Annotated in this window: 17 protein-coding genes; 16 read left to right on the forward strand and 1 reads right to left on the reverse strand. The window is 62.6% G+C overall.

Going from position 1 to position 19,671, the window contains the following annotated elements; genetic code table 11:
• The 9 genes from ubiB to NRS07_RS03295 all read left to right on the forward strand — a co-directional run bounded on the left by ubiB (position 1) and on the right by NRS07_RS03295 (position 8,306).
• Positions 1-1,590 (forward strand): ubiquinone biosynthesis regulatory protein kinase UbiB, encoded by a 1,590-nt coding sequence (gene ubiB, locus NRS07_RS03255; RefSeq protein WP_259211156.1) that lies wholly within the window; start codon positions 1-3, stop codon positions 1,588-1,590.
• Positions 1,580-2,197, forward strand: coding sequence for a TPMT family class I SAM-dependent methyltransferase (locus tag NRS07_RS03260; protein ID WP_259211158.1), 618 nt, complete (start codon positions 1,580-1,582; stop codon positions 2,195-2,197). The genes ubiB and NRS07_RS03260 overlap by 11 nt, the downstream gene beginning before the upstream one ends.
• A gap of 320 nt (positions 2,198-2,517) precedes the next feature.
• Positions 2,518-2,841: a zinc ribbon domain-containing protein gene (locus NRS07_RS03265; RefSeq protein WP_259211160.1), complete on the forward strand. Its 324-nt coding sequence runs from the start codon at positions 2,518-2,520 to the stop codon at positions 2,839-2,841.
• A gap of 5 nt (positions 2,842-2,846) precedes the next feature.
• Positions 2,847-3,434, forward strand: a complete 588-nt coding sequence (locus tag NRS07_RS03270; protein ID WP_259211163.1) for a DUF502 domain-containing protein — start codon at positions 2,847-2,849, stop codon at positions 3,432-3,434.
• A gap of 74 nt (positions 3,435-3,508) precedes the next feature.
• On the forward strand, positions 3,509-5,314 hold the full coding sequence (gene aspS, locus NRS07_RS03275) for an aspartate--tRNA ligase (protein ID WP_259211166.1): 1,806 nt from the start codon (positions 3,509-3,511) through the stop codon (positions 5,312-5,314).
• Between the two features lie 89 nt (positions 5,315-5,403).
• Entirely contained in the window at positions 5,404-5,850 is a 447-nt protein-coding gene (nudB, locus tag NRS07_RS03280) for a dihydroneopterin triphosphate diphosphatase (protein WP_259211169.1), read from the forward strand.
• A gap of 77 nt (positions 5,851-5,927) precedes the next feature.
• Positions 5,928-6,737, forward strand: coding sequence for an endonuclease/exonuclease/phosphatase family protein (locus NRS07_RS03285; protein WP_259211171.1), 810 nt, complete (start codon positions 5,928-5,930; stop codon positions 6,735-6,737).
• A 15-nt stretch (positions 6,738-6,752) separates the two neighbouring features.
• Positions 6,753-7,913 (forward strand): cardiolipin synthase ClsB, encoded by a 1,161-nt coding sequence (gene clsB, locus NRS07_RS03290; RefSeq protein WP_259211174.1) that lies wholly within the window; start codon positions 6,753-6,755, stop codon positions 7,911-7,913.
• Positions 7,914-7,925: 12 nt separating this feature from the next.
• Positions 7,926-8,306 (forward strand): RNA-binding S4 domain-containing protein, encoded by a 381-nt coding sequence (locus NRS07_RS03295; protein ID WP_259211176.1) that lies wholly within the window; start codon positions 7,926-7,928, stop codon positions 8,304-8,306.
• A 46-nt stretch (positions 8,307-8,352) separates the two neighbouring features.
• Here the strand turns inward: NRS07_RS03295 and NRS07_RS03300 are convergent, their stop codons facing one another.
• A complete protein-coding gene (locus NRS07_RS03300; protein WP_259211179.1) occupies positions 8,353-9,345 on the reverse strand; it encodes a GlxA family transcriptional regulator in 993 nt (330 codons plus the stop codon).
• Positions 9,346-9,488: 143 nt separating this feature from the next.
• Between NRS07_RS03300 and NRS07_RS03305 the strand changes: the two genes are divergently transcribed.
• The 7 genes from NRS07_RS03305 (at position 9,489) to NRS07_RS03335 (ending at position 19,387) form a co-directional block, all read left to right on the forward strand.
• Positions 9,489-10,553 carry a DJ-1/PfpI family protein gene (locus NRS07_RS03305; protein WP_259211182.1) on the forward strand — a complete coding sequence of 355 codons (1,065 nt, stop codon included), beginning with the start codon at positions 9,489-9,491 and terminating at the stop codon, positions 10,551-10,553.
• 193 nt (positions 10,554-10,746) lie between these two features.
• Positions 10,747-11,991, forward strand: coding sequence for a DUF819 domain-containing protein (locus NRS07_RS03310; RefSeq protein WP_259211184.1), 1,245 nt, complete (start codon positions 10,747-10,749; stop codon positions 11,989-11,991).
• A 361-nt stretch (positions 11,992-12,352) separates the two neighbouring features.
• Positions 12,353-12,982, forward strand: a complete 630-nt coding sequence (locus NRS07_RS03315) for a TetR/AcrR family transcriptional regulator (protein WP_259211186.1) — start codon at positions 12,353-12,355, stop codon at positions 12,980-12,982.
• Between the two features lie 57 nt (positions 12,983-13,039).
• A complete protein-coding gene (locus NRS07_RS03320; RefSeq protein WP_259211189.1) occupies positions 13,040-14,830 on the forward strand; it encodes an acyl-CoA dehydrogenase C-terminal domain-containing protein in 1,791 nt (596 codons plus the stop codon).
• A gap of 57 nt (positions 14,831-14,887) precedes the next feature.
• On the forward strand, positions 14,888-17,284 hold the full coding sequence (locus NRS07_RS03325) for a 3-hydroxyacyl-CoA dehydrogenase/enoyl-CoA hydratase family protein (protein WP_259211190.1): 2,397 nt from the start codon (positions 14,888-14,890) through the stop codon (positions 17,282-17,284).
• Between the two features lie 26 nt (positions 17,285-17,310).
• Entirely contained in the window at positions 17,311-18,507 is a 1,197-nt protein-coding gene (locus tag NRS07_RS03330) for an acetyl-CoA C-acyltransferase (RefSeq protein WP_259211192.1), read from the forward strand.
• Between the two features lie 100 nt (positions 18,508-18,607).
• Entirely contained in the window at positions 18,608-19,387 is a 780-nt protein-coding gene (locus tag NRS07_RS03335; RefSeq protein WP_259211195.1) for an enoyl-CoA hydratase, read from the forward strand.
• Positions 19,388-19,671: the final 284 nt, after the last annotated feature.

Here is a 19,671-nt window from a genome sequence, read left to right on the forward strand (position 1 = left end):
ATGATATTGAAATTTCTGCGCCTGGTAAAAATCCTCACCATTGCCACCAAATACGGTCTCGACGAAATCGCGGTCACCAGCCTGGATGCGCCGCGCACCGCGCGTTTCATGAATACGGTGTTCTTCTGGCGCCGCATCACCTCGCCACGCGCGATCCGCCTGCGCCAGGCACTCGAAGAGCTGGGCCCGATCTTCATCAAGTTCGGCCAGGTGCTATCGACCCGGCGCGACCTGATGCCGCAGGATATCGCCGACGAGCTGTCGCTGCTGCAAGACCGGGTGCCGCCCTTCGATTCCGACCTGGCCATTGCCCAGATCACGGCTTCGCTTGGTGCCCACCCCGACCAATTGTTCGCCAGTTTCGAGCGCACGCCGGTCGCCTCGGCCTCGATTGCACAGGTACACTTTGCCACGCTCAAGGACGGCACCGAAGTGGCCGTGAAGGTGCTGCGTCCTGGCATGAAGAAGACCATCGACGAAGACCTGGCGCTGATGGACCTGGCTTCGCGCCTGATCGAAAGGCTGTGGGCCGAAAGCCGTCGCCTGAAACCGCGCGAAGTGGTCGCCGAATTCGACAAATACCTGCACGACGAGCTCGACCTGATGCGCGAGGCAGCCAATGCCAGCCAGCTGCGCCGCAATTTCGCCGGTTCGAACTTGCTCATGGTGCCCGAGATGTACTGGGACTATTGCTCTAGCAGCGTGATCGTGATGGAGCGCATGCACGGCATCCCGGTGTCGCAGATCGATCGCCTGGCGGCGGAAGGCGTCGACCTCAAGAAACTGTCGAGCGATGGCGTCGAGATTTTCTTTACCCAGGTGTTCCGCGATGGGTTTTTCCATGCTGATATGCATCCTGGAAATATCCTGGTGTCGGTCGAGAAAGAGACCTTTGGCCGCTATATCGCGCTCGATTTCGGCATCGTCGGCACCCTGACCGATTTCGACAAGGATTACCTGTCGCAGAACTTCCTGGCCTTTTTCCGGCGCGACTACAAGCGCGTAGCCGAGGCCCATATCGAATCGGGCTGGGCGCCGCGCAACACCCGCGTGGACGAGCTCGAATCGGCGGTGCGCGCCTGTTGCGAGCCCATCATCGACCGCCCACTAAAAGATATTTCTTTCGGCCAAATCCTGCTGCGCTTGTTCCAGACTTCGCGCCGCTTCAACGTCGAAGTCCAGCCGCAGCTGGTGCTGTTGCAAAAGACCCTGCTCAATATCGAAGGCCTGGGTCGCCAGCTCGATCCCGACCTGGACTTGTGGAAGACCGCCAAGCCCTATCTGGAGCGCTGGATGGGCGAGCAGGTCGGCTGGCGCGGCATGGCCGAACGCCTGCGCGCGGAAGCGCCGCGCTACGCGCACATCTTCCCGCAACTGCCGCGCCTGCTGCACCAGGCGCTGGAACACCATGCCCATGCCAGCATCGGCCATACCGGCGGTCACCCGATGTCGAACGCCGACATCATGTCGATGGTCCTGACCGAGCAGCGCCGCACCAACCGGCTGCTGGGCCTGATGGCTTTCCTGGGCCTGGTGACCGGTGGCCTCGGCATGGCCGTGATCGGCTGGTTCTACTTCTATGGGTCCTGAGCCGGCATCGTTCGACCATCGCGACCCGCTCAGCCCGCAATTCTGGGACGAGCGCTTCGCCCGCGCATTTACTCCCTGGGACCGTGGCGGCGTGCCGCAAGCGCTGCGCGATTTCGTGGCCCGCAACGGGCCGCTTGCCACCTTGATTCCCGGCTGCGGCAGTGCCTACGAACTGGTTTGCCTGTGCGACGCGGGCTGGGATGCCACGGCGATCGACTTTGCCCCAGCCGCCGTCGCGCGTGGCCAGGCACTGGCCGGACAGTGGCGCACGCGCGTGGTGCAGGCCGATTTTTTTGCCTGGCAGCCGGCGCATGCGCTCGAATTCATCTACGAATGCGCCTTCTTGTGCGCCTTGCCGCGCGCCATGCGCCCGCAGGTAGTGGCGCGCTGGGCCGAGTTGCTGGCGCCGGGCGGCAGGGTAGGGGGCTTGTTCTTTTTCGGCGACGCGGACAAGGGCCCGCCGTTCGGGATCGACCGCGCCGGGCTCGACGCACTGATGGCACCGAACTTCGTGTGCATCGAAGACGCGCCGGTGGATGATTCGATTCCAGTGTTCGCCGGCAAAGAACGCTGGATGGTGTGGCAGCGTCGCCAGCTATTTTCTTAAAGAAAAGCCCGCATGCGCGGGCTTGGGAAAAACGGCTTCTTGTACGGACCAGCGGCGGTGCAGGCACCGCGCACAATCTTCTGTTTCTTGTTCAACTTCAGGCGTAGAGCTAGCTCAACGTCCCGTGTTGTTTAGGAAAGACGCTATTGAATCACCTCCCGCTGTTCTTGAGCAAATGAAACATTTGTTGGCGATGATGAAAAACAACAGTGAATCCGCGTCGGCGTGCCTGGCCAGGCGGCAAGGACGGTCCATTCGGGCAAAACTTCACGTAAAAGCTTTATAATTCAGGGTTTTGTAGATTTTTGCGGAGTAATACGATGCCGATTTACGCTTACCGCTGCGACGAATGCGGATTTACCAAAGATGCCCTGCAAAAAATTTCCGATCCGGTACTGACAGTCTGCCCGTCGTGCGGCAAGGATGCTTTCAAGAAGCAGGTCACTGCTGCCGGCTTCCAGCTCAAGGGTTCGGGCTGGTATGTGACCGATTTCCGGGGCGGTAATGCGCCAGCCACCGGCACGGCCGCGGCAAGCACTGCCAATGGCGGCGAGGCCAGCAGCGCCCCGGCGCCAGCTGCAGCGCCGGCTGCGGCCGCAGCTCCTGCTCCAGTGCCGGCCGCGGCTCCCGATAAGAACAAGTGATTTCGATGCGTAAATATTTCCTGACCGGCTTGCTGGTGCTGGTGCCCCTGGCGATCACGGCCTGGGTGCTGAGCCTGATCATCAGCACGCTGGACCAGTCGCTGCTGTTCGTGCCGGAGGCCTGGCAGCCGCGCCGCATGTTCGGCATGGATGTGCCGGGCGTCGGCGCGGTGCTGACCCTCGCCATCGTCTTTCTGACCGGCCTGCTGACCAACAACCTGGTTGGCCGCTATGTCGTGAAGATTGGCGACCGCACGCTCAAGCGCATTCCGGTGGTCAGCTCGCTCTACGGCAGCGTCAAGCAAGTGTCGGACACGCTGTTCTCGTCGTCGGGCAACGCGTTTCGCACACCGGTGCTGATTCCTTATCCGCATGCCGATTCCTATACGATTGCCTTCCTGACCGGCGTGCCGGGCGGGGACGTCAAGAATCACCTGGTGGGCGACTACGTGAGCGTGTACGTGCCGACCACCCCGAACCCGACCTCGGGCTTCTTCCTGATGATGGAACGCAGCAAGGTCGTGGAGCTGAACATGTCGGTCGACGCGGCGCTCAAGCACATCGTTTCGATGGGCGTGGTCGCTCCCGAATAGTTCGGCAAGCAGCACAGAACAAGTAAAGAACAAGGCCAAGGCCTTCACGAATCAACCAACCTGGAACGAAAACTATGTCCACCATGCGTACTCACTACTGCGGCCTCGTCACCGAGGAACTGCTGGGCCAAACCGTCAGCCTGTGCGGCTGGGTGCACCGTCGCCGCGACCACGGCGGCGTGATCTTCATCGACCTGCGCGACCGTGAAGGCCTGGTGCAGGTGGTCTGCCATCCGGACAACGCCGAGGTGTTCAAGGCGGCCGAGCATGTGCGCAACGAGTTCTGCCTGCGTATCACCGGTACCGTGACCAACCGCCTCGAAGGCACCGCCAACGCCAACCTCAAGTCGGGCAAGATCGAGATCAACGCCAGCAGCGTCGAAGTGCTGAACCCATCGGTGCCGGTGCCGTTCCAGCTGGACGACGACAACCTGTCGGAAACCACCCGCCTGACCCACCGCGTGCTCGACCTGCGCCGCGGCCAGATGCAGCACAACCTGCGCCTGCGCTACAAGGTGTCGATGGAAGTGCGCAAATACCTCGACAACCTGGGCTTCATCGACATCGAGACCCCGATGCTGACCAAGTCGACCCCGGAAGGCGCGCGCGACTACCTGGTGCCATCGCGCGTGAACGCCGGCAGCTTCTTCGCGCTGCCGCAGTCGCCGCAGCTGTTCAAGCAGCTCCTGATGGTGGCCAACTTCGACCGCTACTACCAGATCACCAAATGCTTCCGCGACGAAGACCTGCGCGCCGACCGCCAGCCTGAATTCACCCAGATCGACTGCGAAACCTCGTTCCTGACCGAGCAGGAAATCCGTGACCTGTTCGAAGACATGATGCGCGTGGTCTTCAAGAACGCTGCCGGCATCGACCTGCCGAACCCGTTCCCGGTGATGGACTTCGCCACCGCGATGGGCATGTACGGTTCGGACAAGCCGGACATGCGCGTCAAGCTCGAGTTCACCGAATTGACCGAGCTGATGAAGTCGGTCGAGTTCAAGGTCTTCAACAGCGCCGCCAACATGACCGGCGGGCGCGTGGTCGGCATGCGCGTGCCGCAGGGCGGCTCGATGCCGCGCTCGGAAATCGACGCCTACACCCAGTTCGTCGCGATCTACGGCGCCAAGGGCCTGGCCTATATCAAGGTCAACGAGAAGGCCAAGGGCCGTGACGGCCTGCAGTCGCCGATCGTCAAGAACCTGTCCGACGAAGTGCTGGCCCAGATCCTGGAACTCACCGGCGCGCAGGATGGCGACCTGGTGTTCTTCGGCGCCGACAAGGCGAAAGTGGTCAACGACGCCATCGGCGCGCTGCGCGTGAAGATCGGCCACTCGGAATTTGGCAAGAAGGCAGGCCTGTTCGACGACACCTGGACGCCGCTGTGGGTGGTCGACTTCCCGATGTTCGAGCACGACGAGGAAAACGACCGCTGGACCGCGACCCACCACCCGTTCACGGCGCCGAAAGACGGCCACGAAGACATGTTGGAAACCAATCCTGGCGCCTGTATCGCCAAGGCCTACGACATGGTCCTGAATGGCTGGGAAATGGGCGGCGGTTCGATCCGTATCCACCGCGAAGATGTCCAGAGCAAGGTATTCCGCGCCCTGAAGATCGACGCCGAAGAAGCGCAGCTCAAGTTCGGCTTCCTGCTCGACGCCCTGCAATACGGCGCGCCGCCGCACGGTGGCCTGGCCTTCGGCCTGGACCGCCTGGTCACCCTGATGACCGGTTCGGAATCGATCCGCGACGTGATCGCCTTCCCCAAGACCCAGCGCGCCCAGTGCCTGTTGACCAACGCGCCGTCGGAAGTCGACGAGAAGCAGCTCAAGGAGCTGCACATCCGCCTGCGTGCCGCGGAACCGAAGCTGGCATAAAGCGTAGCGGCCGGCGGCGCCGGCCGCGTGTTCAGGCAACGCGGGCACGACCGTTCACCGGTTCTGCCCGCGTTTGTTATATTGGTCCCATGCCTCACAAAATCCCCGAATCGGTCCTGGTCATCATCCATACCTGCGCGCTGGAGGTGTTGTTGATCGAGCGCGCCGACCGTCCGGGCTTCTGGCAATCGGTCACCGGCTCGCGCGACACGCCCGACGAGCCGCTGATCGACACCGCCGCGCGCGAGCTGTTCGAGGAAACCGGCATCGTTGCCGACGGCGAGCACATCCGCCTGCACGACTGGCAGCACTCCAGCGTCTACGAAATCTACCCGCTCTGGCGTCATCGCTACGCGCCCGGCATCGCGCACAATACGGAACACGTATTCTCGGTGTGCGTGCCGCGCGATATCCCCATCGTCCTGAGCCCGCGCGAGCACCTGCGCCACGCCTGGCTGGGGCACCTGGAAGCGGCCGGGCGCTGCTTCTCCATGTCGAATGCCGAAGCCATCGCGCAATTGCCGCTTCACCTATGACTTCAGGCATTTGGCGCATGGCGCACGATTGGGTCCGGTTCCATGGGACCAGGGCGCGATGTTGTTAGAATGTCTTAATGAAAATTCGCGTAGCTACCTACAACATTCACAAGGGCGTGTCGTCGCTGCGCAGTACGCCGCGGGTGATCGCATTGAAAAAGGCGATCGCCGAATTCCAGGCCGATGTCGTCTTCCTGCAAGAAGTGCAAGGCCGGCACGACCGCTTTCATGCCCGCTATGGCAAAGAAGAGCTGGCTCACCGCCACTGGCCCGAAACCGCCCAGTACGACTACTTCAAGAACGAACAGCACCACAGCGCCTATGGCATGAACGCCGTGTACGACCATGGCCACCACGGCAATGCGCTGCTGAGCTGCTTCCCGATCCCCAATTCGCATAACCACGACGTTTCCGACCATGCCTACGAGCAGCGCGGCATCCTGCACTGCGTGCTCGACACGCCGGGCGGCAAGGTGCATTGCTATGTGGTGCACCTGGGCTTGTTCGAAAGCGGACGCGGGCGCCAGGCGCAAGCCCTGATCGAGGCCGTCAACGCTTCATCGCATGGCGAACCGGTCATCATTGCCGGCGACTTCAACGACTGGCGCAATACCCTCAGCGACCGCCTGCGCAATGCGCTGGGCGTGGTCGAGGTATTCGACCAGCTCGGGCCAAAGTCGGCAATGGGCGACATGGTGCGCAGCTGGGCCGGCCGCAAGCCGCGCCTGGCACCGGCGCGCACCTTCCCGGCCGTGCTGCCGTGGTTTCGCCTCGACCGCATCTATGTGCGCGGCTTCAAGGTCGATAATGCCCAGGTGATGCATGGCGCGCTGTGGGCCAAGCTGTCCGACCACGCACCGATCGTGGCCGAACTGCAGCTCGGTTAGCGGCCACCAGCGTCCATGCGCTCCGTCTCCTTTGTAGACAACAACGACCTCACGCTACTCGAGAGTGGCACCGAGTATTTTCCGGCCCTGATCGCCGCCCTCGATGCGGCGCAGTTCGACGTCCTGTTCGAAACCTACATTTTTGCCGAGGACGAGACCGGGCACGCGGTGCGCGACGCCTTGAATCGCGCCGCCGGCCGCGGCGTCAAGGTGCGGGTGCTGGTCGACTGGATCGGCACCGAGCACCGCCCGGCCACGCGCCTGGGCGCCGCGTTTGCCGAAGCAGGCGTGCAATACCGCGTCTTCAATCCCTGGTGCAAGCGTGGCATCGCGCGCTCGCACCGCAAGATCGTGGTGGTCGACGGCGAAGTCGCTTTCGTGGGCGGAATCAACATCAACGACGACTGGCGGTGCGACCACGCCCAGCGCCAGCGCCTGGCGGCGCCGCGCTGGGACTTCACGGTGCAGGTGCGTGGGCCGCTAGTGGCCCAGATCCAGGACGAAGCCAGGGGCCAATGGCTGCGCGCCGGCCGCCTCGGGCTGAGACGGCGCCTCGAATTGTTCAGCGAGTCGCGCCAGCTTCCCGCCACATCGTGCGCCGATCCGGCACGCGCCGCCTTCGTGGTACGCGACAACCTGCGCAACCGTTCGACGATTCAGCGCGCCTATCTGCAGGCCCTGGGCCGTGCCAAGCACAGCGTGCTGCTGGCCACCCCGTATTTCGCTCCGGGCCGCAAGTTCCGCAAGGCGCTGGCGCATGCGGCCCAGCGCGGCGTCCAGGTCACGCTCCTGATCGGGGTAGGGGAGTTCCGCATCCAGGACGCGGTAGCGCATTCGTTCTATCCGAAGCTGCTGGCCGACGGCATCCGGGTGGTCGAATACCGCAAGACCCAGCTGCATGCCAAGGTCGCGGTGGTCGACGACGACTGGGCCACGGTCGGCTCGAGCAATTGCGACGGGCTGTCGCTGTTCCTGAACCAGGAGGCCAATGTCGTCGTGCTCGACCAGAAATTCGCGGCCGCCATGCGCGAGCACATCGAGCGCGGTATTGCCGACGGGGTGCCGGTCTGCGCCGAAGAGTTCGCGCATACCGGCTGGTTCAGGCGCGCGAAATACGGCGCGGCTTACCTGATGTATAAACTGGTGATGCGGATCTTTGCGATCGGCTACGCATAACGGAAAGACACCATGCAAGACAACCAAGTACGACTCGACAAATGGCTGTGGGCGGCGCGCTTTTTCAAGACCCGCTCGGTGGCCACCGACGCGATCGACCGCGGCCGCGTGCGCATCGACGGCGAACCGGTCAAGCCGGCGCGCAACGTCAAGCTCAACGACAAGCTCACCATCGATAACGGCTCCGACCGCTGGGAAGTGATCGTCGCCGCCATCTCGGACAAGCGCGGCCCGGCGCCGGTGGCGCGCACGCTGTATTTCGAAACCGACGAGAGCATTGCCAAGCGCGAGAACGACAAGACCGCGCGCCGGCTGTTCCCGGAGCCGAGCCTGGAGATCAAGGGCCGGCCCACCAAGCGCGACCGCAGGGCGATCGAAAAGGCCGGGTCCTAACTGCAGGCAAAATCGGGGCAGGCCGGATCACGAAGTGAGTCGCGCGTCAACGCGATCCGGTACTGCGGAACCGGAGCCGAAATTCGCTTGGGCTCACCTGCAGGTGACGTTGAAACGCAGCGCGCATTGCCTCACTAGAAGCATATCCGGACCGCGCCGCGATGCGCTCGATGGATAGTGTTCCATCCGTTAGCAGTCTGCGGGCTTCATCAAGCCGCAAGGTTTGTACGTAATTGGCAGGCGTGGTACCTAAGGCCTCGGTAAAGCGCCGATGAAAATTACGGGGACTCATGGCGACGCGGGCCGCCAATCGTTGAACCGACAGGTCTTCACGTGATTGTGACGCCATCCACTTCAATAGCTCTGCAAATCGGCTAGAAGATTCGGTGTTGAATTGTGTGGCAAGTTGGCTGCTGAACTGAGACTGGCCGCCAGGTCGCTTCAGGTATACGACCAGCTCCCGAGCAACCTGCAATGCGAGTGTGCGCCCGCAGTCTTCTTCTATGAGCGCCAGTACCGAATCGATCCCAGCCGATACGCCCGCCGAACACTGATATTTTCCATCCCTGATAAACAGGGCGTCCCGATCGAGAAGGACGGACGGGAAAGCGTCGCAGAACTCACCGAAATGCGCCCAGTGTGTTGTCGTGCGCCGGTCGTTCAGAAGTCCAGTCGCCGCGAGCGGAAACGACCCGGTACACACGGAGCCGACTCGCCCTGCCGTTTTACAAAGACTGCGCAAGCGATCGACGAGCGTCCGGTTGTGGATCGACCGACGTGCTCCTTCGCCGCCAGCAAGTATCAAGGTGTCGGCCTTCAGGTCGGGGTCATGCACGCTGATCGATGCAACAAGCGGGAAGCCGGCGCTGGTCCGCAGCAGGCCCACCTCCGGGGCGGCCAGTACAACCTCGTACGGCGCCGCTGCGCCGTTGGCCTTGACCAGGTCATTGGCTGCCGAGAAGGCGTCGACCGGCCCTGCGATGTCGAGCATTTGCGCAGGAGGGAATCCGACGATGACGACGCGATGGGGAATATTCATAAGAACTGACTGTGCATCCACGGCCGCATGTTGAAAAGAGAAGTGCCTTGATTTGGCAGGTTTTCAGGGATTGATGTCATTCTGCCATACGGGCAGGCTTATATGATGGCGCCCACATTCTTAAAAACCTTCAAGGAAGTTTCATGAAAACGGCCTGGCGCTTCGCTCTCCTCATTGTTTCATTCGTCTCGACGCTTGCGATCGCCCAAGCTCCTCCAGCGACGGCGTCGCCTTCCAGGAAAGTCGCCATACTGCTATTCGACAATGTCGAAAACATTGATTTCACCGGTCCCATGCAAGTGTTCGCTGTGGCTGGCTTCGACGTCTTCACGGTTGCGGCAGACCGTAGGCCGGTCGGGATCTCAAGTGGGATGAAGGTGTTGCCGCAATATTCTTTTGCGGACGCCCCGGATGCAGATGTGGTGGTGATACCCGGCGGGGACACTGACAATGTCATGATGGACAAAGCGACACTTGATTGGATCAACGTGAAAGCGTCTCATGCGCGGCATGTCATGTCGGTATGTAACGGAGCATTCATTCTTGCGCATACAGGTCTGCTTGACGGTCTTACTGCAACGACGACGAGCGGAAATGTCGACGCATTACGGCAGCATTCTCCAGGCACCAGCGTTGTGCGCGACCGGCGAGTAGTCGACGCCGGCAAGATCATCACCACCGGGGGATTTTTAGCAGGAATCGACGGAGCTCTACATCTTGTCGCCAGATTGCGCGGCAATGGCCACGCACAGTTCGTCGCACAAACGCTGGAATATGACTGGCGCCCGGACGGCGGTTATGCGCCAGCCGCCTACGCCCTCCGGCTTCTGCCGATGTATCTGGATCAGAAACTGGAAAACTTTGCTCAGGTCGACAAAGTGATCAGTAGTTCAGGCAATGCTAACCGGTGGAATATGTCCTTTCTTCTCACCACGCAAGCGCCTGCAGCCAGCCTACTGACCCAGATCGGATCGATGTTGTCGAGCCACGGCAAGTGGGGCGAAGCGGTCGCTACCGCAGAATCGCAGAAAATGGAATGGGCGTTCCAGGACGTGGATGGCAAACCCTGGATCGCCACTGCACGCGTCGACCACGTGAAAGGAAACGACAAGCAGCAGCTTTTCACAATAGAAGTGAAGAGCCGCCAGAATCTGAATAGGAAAAAACCCGCACAACCCACGTCCAGACCAATTCGGGGTCAGGTCTGACGTCTGGACACGACCTCGATCTTGGTCCGGTTGTATGGACGAGCCGATGCCTGAATGTCAGACCTGACCCAAATGCGTCGCATGTGAACGTGATCTTGCCAACGGGAATGTAGAATGGGGTCCCGGTCCCAGGTCCCTGATGCCGCACCGCCATGCGGGGCCGTCAGGGCGGGATGCTTTTCATGGAATTCCGATGCAGACTACTGTTCCTCTTGTCACCAACGATGCCGTGGTACTCGGCATGCTCGCCGCCATCCTCGGGCTGGTTTTCTGGACCGCCGCGCGTCCAACAGGCCCCTGGAAGAAATTCTATTCCTATGTGCCGGCGTTGCTGCTGTGCTATCTGGTTCCGGCCATCCTCAATACCCTGGGCGTGATCGACGGCAGCATCTCGAAGCTGTATCCGATCGCGCGCGACTACCTGCTGCCGAGTGCCCTGGTCCTGCTGTGCATCGCCATCGATTTCGGCGCCATTGCCCGGCTCGGTCCGAAGGCCATCATCATGTTCCTGACCGGTACCGTGGGCATCATGCTCGGGGCGGTCGCCTCGTTCGAGATCATGGGCGTGATTCATCCCGAAACGGTGGCCGGCGAAACCTGGCGCGGCATGACCACCATCACCGGCGCCTGGATCGGCGGCGGCGCCAACCAGGCCGCCATGAAAGAAGTGTTCGAGGTCGATGCCAATGTGTTCGGCCAGTTCGTCGCGGTCGACGTGCTGGTGGCGAACGTCTGGACCGCGATACTGCTGTTCATGACCGGGCGCGCCCAGGCCTTCGACCGCTGGACCGGCGCCGATGTCAGCGCAATCAACGCCCTCAAGACGCGCATGGAGACCTTCCAGGCCGCCAATGCGCGTATTCCGACGCTGACCGACGTGATGGTGATCCTGGCGGTCGGACTGGGCGTGACGGGCCTGTCGCACGCTCTGACCGGGCCAGTGCTGGGCTGGATCGGCAGCCTGCCGGCCGAGTGGCGGCTGCAGGACTACAGCTTGACCTCGTCCTTCTTCTGGATGGTCGTGTTCGCGACCACCTTCGGCCTGCTGCTGAGCTTTACCAAGGCACGCAAACTGGAAGGGGCGGGCGCCTCCACCATCGGCTCGGCCATGCTGTACATCCTGGTGGCGACCATCGGCATGCAGATGGACCTCAATGCGCTGCTGGACCGGCCATGGCTGTTCCTGCTCGGGCTGATCTGGATCGCCGTACATGGCGGACTGCTGCTGTTGGTGGCAAAGCTGATCCGCGCACCGCTGTTCTTCCTGGCGGTGGGGTCGCAGGCCAATGTCGGCGGCGCCGCGTCGGCCCCGGTGGTCGCGAGCGCCTTCCATCCTTCGCTGGCGCCGGTCGGCGTGCTGCTGGCGGTGCTGGGCTACGCACTGGGCACCTATGCGGCCTATGTAACCGGCCTGATGCTGCGCGCACTGGCCACCTGAGTTCGCCGGTGCACCGTCCTGCGGTGCACCGGGCGTGCAATTATTCTGCCTGCGCCGCCGTCGAAGGCGGCACGCTCCGGCGAAATCGGTTACCTTTACATCTGCGACAACATTGTCCCGGCCGCAGCCAGCCGGGAGTGTCGAGCTTGTAAAAATCTCTCCACTTCTGAGTTGCATTCGTCCCTGCCCTGGAGGGTTGCAGCAAGCTCTTCCCGTGGGTGCTCTCTCCATCTGCAGTTGTCTTGCATCAATAGAACGTCACCTCTAAGTTCCCGTTTGACATTTCAAGCCTGGTAGATAATAGTACGAGCGTTCGGATTTTTTCGATTCAGGGGCCGTTATCACAACTTCAGTCAAATTCATGCGCAAGGGCGAACTCACGCGAGCAGCGATTCTCGACGTGGCGCTCGAGCTCTCCAGCCGCGATGGCCTGGAAGGGCTGACCATCGGGCTGCTGGCCGACCGGATGAACATGAGCAAATCCGGCGTGTTCGCGCATTTCGGTTCGCGCGAGGATTTGCAGCTCGAAGTCGTCAAGCTGTACCACCACCGCTTCGAGCAGGAAGTGTTCTTTCCGAGCGTGCGCGAGCCGCGCGGTTTGCCGCGGCTGGAGTCGATGTTCGACCGCTGGCTCAAGCGCGTGTCGGTCGAGATCGCATCTGGCTGCATCTATATCAGCGGCGCCGTCGAGTACGACGACCGCCCGGGACCGATCCGCGAGGAGCTGGTGTCGATGGTGCAGGCCTGGCAGGGCGCCTTGCAGCGCGGTGCCCGCCAGGCCATCGAAGCGGGCGACCTGCGCCCCGATGCCGATGCCGAGCAGCTGGTGTACGAAATGTACGGGCTGATCCTGGCTCTGCACCACGACGCCCGTTTCCTGCGCATGCCCGGCTCGGTCGAGCGCGCGCGCCGCGGTTTCGAGCGCCTGATCGAGAATTACCGTAATCCGCATTTGCCAACACCTTCGCCGCAAGGCAGCCCGGTGCAGTAACGCCTTCGTTACGCCGGAAGTCACCACTATTACATTACCTTCGTTCAGGAGAAAACCATGGGTCAGTACGTCGCGCCAATCCGGGATATGCAGTTCGTTCTGCACGAATTCCTCAACGTCAGCGAAGAGTTCAAGAGCCTGCCTGCGTACCAGGAAATCGACACCGATATCATCAACCAGGTGCTCGAAGAAGGTGCGAAATTCACGCAGGAAGTGCTGTTCCCGCTGAACCATTCGGGCGACCGCGAAGGCTGCCATTTCGACGCCGCCACCAAGGCCGTCACGACCCCGAAGGGCTTCAAGGAAGCGTACAAGCAGTACGTCGAAGGCGGCTGGGCGGCGCTGGCCTGCGATCCTGAATACGGCGGCCAGGGCCTGCCGGTCGCGCTGAACAATTCGTTCTACGAGATGCTCAACTCGTCCAACCAGGCATGGACCATGTACCCGGGCCTGTCGCACGGCGCCTACGAATGCCTGAAAGAGCACGGCACCGACGAGCAGAAGAAGCTGTTCCTGCCGAAGCTGGTCTCGGGCGAGTGGACCGGCACCATGTGCCTGACCGAAGCGCATTGCGGGACCGACCTGGGCCTGCTGCGCTCGAAGGCCGAGCCACAGGCCGATGGCAGCTACAAGATCACCGGCTCGAAGATCTTTATTTCGGCCGGCGAGCACGACATGGCGGAAAACATCGTGCACCTGGTGCTGGCGCGCCTGCCGGATGCACCGGAAGGCTCGAAGGGCATCTCGCTGTTCCTGGTGCCGAAGTTTAACGTCACTGCCGACGGTTCGGTCGGCGAGCGCAATGGCATCGCCTGCGGCGCCATCGAAGAGAAGATGGGCATCCATGGCAACTCCACCTGCCAGATGAACCTGGACGGCGCCAACGCCACCCTGATCGGCCAGCCGCACAAGGGCCTGCAGGCGATGTTCGTGTTCATGAACGCCGCCCGCCTGGGCGTTGGCATGCAGTCGCTGGGCCTGACCGAAGTGGCTTACCAGAACGCGCTGGTGTACGCGAAAGACCGTATCCAGATGCGCAGCCTGTCGGGCCCGAAAGCGCCCGACAAGCCGGCCGACCCGATCATCGTGCATCCGGACGTGCGCCGCATGCTGCTGACCGCGAAAGCCTTCGCCGAAGGCGCGCGCGCACTGACCTCGTACATCGCGCTGCAGATCGACCGTGAGCTGAACCACCCGGACGAAGCGGTGCGCAAGGAAGCCGCCGGCGAAGTCGCGCTGCTGACCCCGATCGTCAAGGCTTTCATCACCGACAACGGCTGGATCGCGACCTCGGAAGCGATGCAGGTCTACGGTGGCCACGGCTATATCGCCGAGTGGGGCATGGAGCAGTACGTGCGCGATGCCCGCATCAACATGATCTACGAAGGCACCAACACCATCCAGTCGCTCGACCTGCTGGGTCGTAAGATCCTGATGGACAACGGTGCCAAGCTGCGCGCCTTTGGCGAGAAGATCAAGGCCTTCGTGGAAGAGAACGGCCTGGACGAGTCGATGTCGGAATTCGTCACCCCACTGGGCGAGCTCGGTGAAAAAGTCACCAAGCTGACCATGGAAATCGGCATGAAGGCGTTCCAGAACCCGGACGAAGTCGGCGCCGCCGCGGTGCCTTACCTGCGCGTAGTGGGCCACCTGGTGTTCAGCTATTTCTTCGCGCAGATGGCGAAGATCGCCCTCAGCAAGCAGGACTCGGATGACAAGTTCTACGTCGCCAAGCTCGCTACCACCCGCTTCTACTTCGCGCGCCTGTACCCGGAAACCGCCATGCTGATCCGCCAGGCCCGTTCGGGTTCGGCCAATCTGCTGGCGCTGGACGCAGACCTGTTCTAAACCACCATCACGCTGCCCTTGCCTGTGCGGGGGCAGCGACTTAACAAGGAATACAGAATGTCCAATTTCATCGTCAAGAAAGTCGCCGTGCTGGGCGCCGGCGTGATGGGCGCGCAGATTGCTGCGCACTGCGTGAACGCCAAGGTGCCGGTCGTGCTGTTCGACCTGCCTGCAAAGGACGGGCCGAAGAACGGCATCGTCCTGCGCGCCATCGAGAACCTGAAGAAGCTGTCGCCGGCCCCGCTGGGCAACAAGGACGACGCGGCCCTGATCGAAGTGGCCAACTACGAGGACAACCTCGACCTGCTGCTCGGGTGCGACCTGATCATCGAAGCCATCGCCGAGCGCATGGACTGGAAGCACGACCTGTACAAGAAGGTCGCACCGCACATCGCCCCGAACGCGATCTTCGCCTCGAACACGTCGGGCCTGTCGATCAACAAGCTGGCCGAAGGATTCGACGACGAACTCAAGGCGCGCTTCTGCGGCGTGCACTTCTTCAACCCGCCGCGCTACATGCACCTGGTGGAACTGATCCCGACCAGCGGCACCCGTCCTGAAATCCTCGACCAGCTCGAGACTTTCCTGACCTCGACCCTGGGCAAGGGCGTCGTGCGCGCCAAGGACACCCCGAACTTCATCGCCAACCGCGTCGGCATCTTCGGCATGCTGGCCACCATCCACGAAGCCGAGAAATTCGGCCTGTCGGTAGACGTGGTCGACGACCTGACCGGCGCAAAACTAGGCCGCGCCAAGTCGGGCACCTTCCGCACCGCCGACGTCGTCGGTCTGGACACCATGGGCCACGTCATCAAGACCATGCAGGACACGCTGCAAGACGACCCGTTCTTCAGCATGTACAAGACGCCTGAAGTACTGGCCAAGCTGATCGAGAAAGGCGCCCTGGGCCAGAAATCCGGCGGCGGCTTCTACAAAAAGGTCGGCAAGGAGATCCAGCGTCTCGACTTCGCCACCGGCGAATACGTCGCAGGCGGCGCCAAGGCGGCCGACATCGTCGCCCGCATCCTGAAAGAAAAAGACCCGGTCAAGAAGTTCAAGGCCATGCGCGAGTCGACCAATCCGCAGGCGCAGTTCCTGTGGGCGATCTTCCGCGATACCTTCCACTACATCGCCGTCCACCTCGACACCATCGCCGACAACGCGCGCGACATCGACTTCGCGATGCGCTGGGGCTTCGGCTGGAGCGTCGGCCCGTTCGAAACCTGGCAGGCCGCCGGCTGGACCCAGATCGCCCAGTGGGTGAAAGAAGACATCGACGCTGGTCACGCACTGACCGATGCACCGCTGCCAGCCTGGGTGTTCGAAGGCCCGGTCGCCGAAAAGGGCGTGCACACCGCCGAGGGTTCGTACTCGGCGTCGAAGAACGCCTACGTGCCGGCGTCCGACCTGCCGGTGTACCAGCGCCAGCAGTTCCGGGCACCGGTACTGGGATCGACCACGCTGGATCCAAAAACCGCGGGCACCACGGTGTTCGAAGACGAATCCGTGCGCCTGTGGCATGCGGACGATGAAGTGCTGGTCATCTCGCTCAAGACCAAGATGCACGTCATCGGCGAAGGCGTGGTCAAGGGCCTGCAGCGCGGCATGCTCGAGGCCGAAAAAGGCTACAAGGGCCTGGTGATCTGGAATACCGATGCGGCCGAAGGCGGCGCGTTCTCGGCCGGCGCCGACCTGCAGTCGGCCATGCCGGCCTTCATGATGGGCGGCGCCAAGGCGATGGACCCGATGGTCCGCGACCTGCAGAACGTCTTCATGCAGATGAAGTACTCGAACATTCCAGTGGTCGCGGCTGTGGCCGGACTGGCACTGGGCGGCGGCTGCGAGATGATGCTGCACGCCTCCAAGCGCGTGGCCTCGATCGAGTCCTATATCGGCCTGGTGGAAGTCGGCGTCGGCCTGGTGCCGGCCGGCGGCGGCCTGAAGGAAGCGGCAGTGCGCGCCTTTACCGAAGCCAAGGGCAACGACATCCTGCAATTCCTGAAGACCGGCTTCACCAACGCGGCCACCGCGCAGGTGTCGAAATCGGCCCTGGAAGCAAAGAGCATGGGTTACCTGAAAGAAGACGACGTCATTGTCTTCAACCCGTACGAACTGCTGCACGTGGCGAAGCTCACTGCACGCGCCATGTTCGACGCCGGCTACCGCGCCCCAAGCCGCCGCCCGATCACCGTCACCGGCCGCTACGGCTGGGCGACGATCCGCGGCCAGCTGGTCAATATGCGTGACGGTGGCTTCATCTCGGCCCACGACTACAAGCTGGGCGACATGATCGCCGAGATTGTCACCGGCGGTGACGTCGACCAGGGCAGCGTGGTGTCGGAACAGTGGCTGCTCGACATGGAGCGCAAGGCCTTCATCGAGCTGCTGGGTAACCCCAAGACGCAAGAGCGGATCATGGGCATGATGCAGACCGGTAAGCCCGTCCGTAACTAAGCCGCGAACAGAACAGGAAGACTGACATGAGCAAACAACTTCAAGACGCATACATCGTCGCCGCCACCCGTACCCCGATCGGCAAGGCGCCGCGCGGCTTCTTCAACAAGACCCGCCCGGACGACCTGTTGGTGCACGCGATCCGCGGCGCCATGGCGGCAGTGCCGAACCTGGACCCGGCATTGATCATCGACGCCATCATTGGCTGCTCGTTCCCGGAAGCGGAGCAGGGCTTCAACGTGGCGCGTAACGCCGTGGTGCTGGCCGGCCTGCCGAACACCGTGGGCGGCGTGACCGTGAACCGCTACTGCGCTTCGGGCATCACCGCCCTGGCCATGGCGGCCGACCGCATCCGCGTCGGCGAAGCCGACGTGATGATCGCCGGCGGCGTCGAATCGATGTCGATGGTGCCGATGATGGGCCACCACCCGTCGATCAACATGGACACGTTCAAGGACGAAAACGTGGGCCTGGCCTACGGCATGGGCCTGACCGCCGAGAACGTGGCGAACCAGTGGAAGGTCTCGCGCGAAGACCAGGACGCCTTTGGCCTGGAATCGCACCGCCGCGCCATCGCCGCCCAGCAGGCCGGCCATTTCAAGGACGAGATCACCCCGGTCGAGATCATCACCCGTACGCCGAACCTGGCCACCGGTGAAATCACCGTGAAACGCCGCACCGTCGACCTCGACGAAGGCCCGCGCGCCGATGCGAGCATGGAAGGCATGGCCAAGCTCAAGCCGGTGTTCGCGGCCAAGGGCACCGTCACCGCCGCGACGTCGTCGCAGATGTCGGACGGCGCCGGTGCGCTGATCGTGGTCAGCGAGAAGATCCTGCGCGAGCACAACCTGACCCCGCTGGCCAAGTTCTCGTCCTTCGCCGTGCGCGGCGTGCCGCCTGAAATCATGGGCATCGGCCCGAAGGTGGCCATTCCTGCAGCGCTGGCCGCCGCCGGCATCACCCAGGACCAGCTGGACTGGATCGAACTGAACGAAGCCTTTGCCGCCCAGGCGCTGGCCGTGATCCGCGACCTTGGCCTGGACACCAGCAAGGTCAATCCGATGGGTGGCGCCATTGCGCTGGGCCACCCGCTGGGCGCGACCGGCGCGATCCGCGCCGCGACCGTGGTGCACGCACTGCGCCGCAATAACCTGAAGTACGGCATGGTGACGATGTGCGTCGGCGCCGGCATGGGCGCTGCAGGTATCATCGAACGCGTCTAATCAATCGTTTGCGTATCACCGCGTGGGGCAGGTCAGGCCAGTGGCCCGGCCTGCCCCACGCGTCCAACCAGCCTCAGAAAAATACGGGAGACTCCAGAACATGGATATGTTGATCACCAAGGCCGCCGGCCTGCTTACCATCGAATTCAACCGCCTTGAACGCAAGAACGCGATCACGGCCGTGATGTACCAGGCGATGGCCGACGCGCTGCTCGACGCCGAGCAGGACAGCGCGGTGCGCGCCATCCTGATCGCCGGCAAGCCCGAGATCTTCACCGCCGGTAACGACCTGGATGACTTCATGAAGAATTCGGCCCCGGTGCCGGGCGTCCCGGCCGAGAACCGTCCGGTGTTCCAGTTCATGCGCGCGCTGCACGGATCGAGCAAGCCGGTGATCGCGGCCGTGGCCGGCGCCGCCATCGGCATCGGCACCACCATGCTGATGCACTGCGACCTGGTGTACGCGGCCGACAACGCCAAGTTCTCGATGCCCTTCACCCAGCTGGGCCTGTGCCCGGAATTCGGTTCTTCGCTGCTGCTGGCCCAATTGGCCGGCTACCCGCGCGCGGCCGAGAAGCTGCTGCTGGGCGAAGCCTTCGGCGCGCAGGAAGCGGCCGAAATGGGCCTGGTCACGCGCGTGCTGCCGGCGCTCGAGCTGCGCGCCTTCGCCGAACAACAGGCGGCCAAACTGGTGGCGCTGCCGGCGGCTTCGGTGCGCACCACCAAGGCGCTGATGAAGCGTCCGCGCATCGACGCCATCGAGGGCGCGATCGCGGCCGAGAACGAACGCTTCGCCGCCATGCTGCTGGCACCCGAGGCGAAAGAGGCTTTCATGGCCTTCTTCCAGAAGCGCAAGCCCGACTTCAGCCAGTTCGACTGACCCAACCGGCCCGGGAGGCACCGCTCGTTGGGTTTCGCATAAGTTGAGATTTTTCTCGCATAAAGTGAGATTTTTCTCGCATAAGTTGAGATCGCGTGTGGCCACTTCGGATCTCTACTTTACTCCGCCAACCGCCGGGTATCTGTGCAACCACGCCAGCCGGAAACGTACGTGAGGTACCTCCGCGGCGGCAGAGTTACACTTGTGATTAATTTTTAAGATATGCGCGGGGAAGTCATACGCCGGATCAGGTTTGCGATTGCCGCTCGACGCAACGCTCGTAG

The sequence above is a fragment of the Massilia sp. H6 genome (assembly GCF_024802625.1).
Classification (GTDB): Bacteria; Pseudomonadota; Gammaproteobacteria; order Burkholderiales; family Burkholderiaceae_D; genus Telluria.